Origin of the sequence: Caldimonas sp. (assembly GCF_046289365.1) — a bacterium.
Lineage (GTDB): Bacteria > Pseudomonadota > Gammaproteobacteria > Burkholderiales > Burkholderiaceae_C > Caldimonas.
Map to the genome: position 1 here is coordinate 1 of NZ_JBKBVU010000341.1, position 1,790 is coordinate 1,790.

General features: G+C 65.5%; 1 protein-coding gene. It reads left to right on the forward strand.

Going from position 1 to position 1,790, the window contains the following annotated elements; translation table 11 throughout:
- Window positions 1-1,790: bifunctional serine/threonine-protein kinase/formylglycine-generating enzyme family protein (locus ACK42S_RS17835; protein WP_409710778.1), on the forward strand; the 1,790-nt coding region annotated here is incomplete at both ends.

The window sequence follows — 1,790 nt, forward strand, 5'->3', positions numbered from 1 at the left end:
CTTTCCTGGCGCCGAAGCAGCAGCCCGATGAACTGGGCCGGCTCGGTTCGTACCGGGTGCTGAAGGTGCTCGGCAGCGGCGGCATGGGCGTGGTGCTGCAAGCCGAGGACCCGGCCCTGAAGCGGCTGGTGGCGCTCAAGGTGATGCGGCCCGAGTTGGCGGCCAAGGAAACGAATCGGCAGCGCTTTCTGCGCGAGGCGCAGGCGACCGCCGCCGTCGAGCATTCGCACATCGTCCCCATTCTGCACATCGGGCAGGAAGGCGAGGTGCCGTACATCGCCTTGCCGTTCCTCAAGGGCGAACCGCTGGATGAACGGCTGAAGCGTGAGCCGCAGTTGACCGTGGCCGAGGCGGTGTGCATCGCCCGGCAGACGGCCGAGGGGCTGGCGGCGGCCCATGAGCATGGCCTGATCCACCGCGACATCAAGCCGGCCAATCTCTGGCTGGAGGCGAGCCCCGGCCGTAAGTCCGGGGAGATCAACATCAAGATCCTCGATTTCGGCCTGGCCCGCGGCCTGGCGGATGACACGCATCTGACCCAATCGGGCACCATCGTCGGCACGCCGGCGTACATGGCGCCGGAGCAGGCCCGCGGCGAAAAGGTCGATGCCCGCTGCGACCTGTACAGCCTGGGGGTGGTGCTGTACCGGCTGTGTACCGGCGACGTGCCGTTCAAGGGGAAGGACACGCTCAGCCTGCTCACTGCCTTGGCCCTGGACACGCCGACCGAGCCGCAGCAGCTCAACCCGGACATCCCGGAGGCGTTGAACGATCTGATCGTGCAGTTGCTGGCCAAGCAGCCGGCCGAGCGGCCCGCCAGCGCCGCCGAGGTGGTGGAGGCACTGCGGGCCATCGAACGGGATGCGGAGCAAACGCAGGTACTTCCCTCGCCCCCGCTTCGGCGGAGAGGGGCCGGGGGTGAGGGGGCGGCACCACCCCGCCGCCGTCTCCCGCTGCTGCTCGCCCTGGCCGGCGGCCTGGCGGCCCTCCTCGTGCTGGGCATCGTGATCTTCTGGCCGACGCCGCAGGGGACGGTGCGCATCGAGAGCGACGACCCGGACGTGCAGATCGTGTTCGACCAGAATGGCCCGACCATCAAGGGCGCGGACAAGCAAGACATCGCCTTGCGCGCTGGCGAGCATGGCTTCGTCGTGAAGCGTGGCGACCTGACGTTCGAGACGACGAAGTTCGTCTTGAAGAAAGGCGAGACGGTGACGCTCAAGGTGGAGCTGCTCGGCGGCAAACTGCAAGTGGTGCAGGATGGGCAGGTGGTGGCCGCGCGCGAGGTGCCGTTGGCGAAGTCCTTCAAGAACAGCCTTGGGATGGAGTTCGTGCTGGTGCCCAAGGGCAAGTTCTGGATGGGCGGATCCGGCGGCAACGTGGGCAATCAGGAGGTGGAAATCCCGCACGATTTCTACCTGGGCAAGTACGAGGTGACGCAGGAGGAATGGGAGAAGGTGACGGGGCTGAATCCGAGCAGTTTCAAGACCGTGGCCGGGGTAGCGCCGGCGGATCAGAAGCGGTTTCCGGTGGAGATGGTGTCGTGGGACGATTGCCAGGAGTTCCTCAAGCTGGTGAATGACAAAGCGAAGGAAGCTGGCTGGGTGTACCGCTTGCCGACGGAGGCGGAATGGGAATATGCTTGTCGAGGAGGGCCTTCTTCCAACAGGTTCGATTACGGCTTCGATTTCTATTTCGAGAAGCCGAGCCTGCAACTCCAGCCGGACCAGGCGAACTTCAACAACATCCTGAAGCGGACGTGCAAGGTCGGCAGTTACCAGCCGAACAAA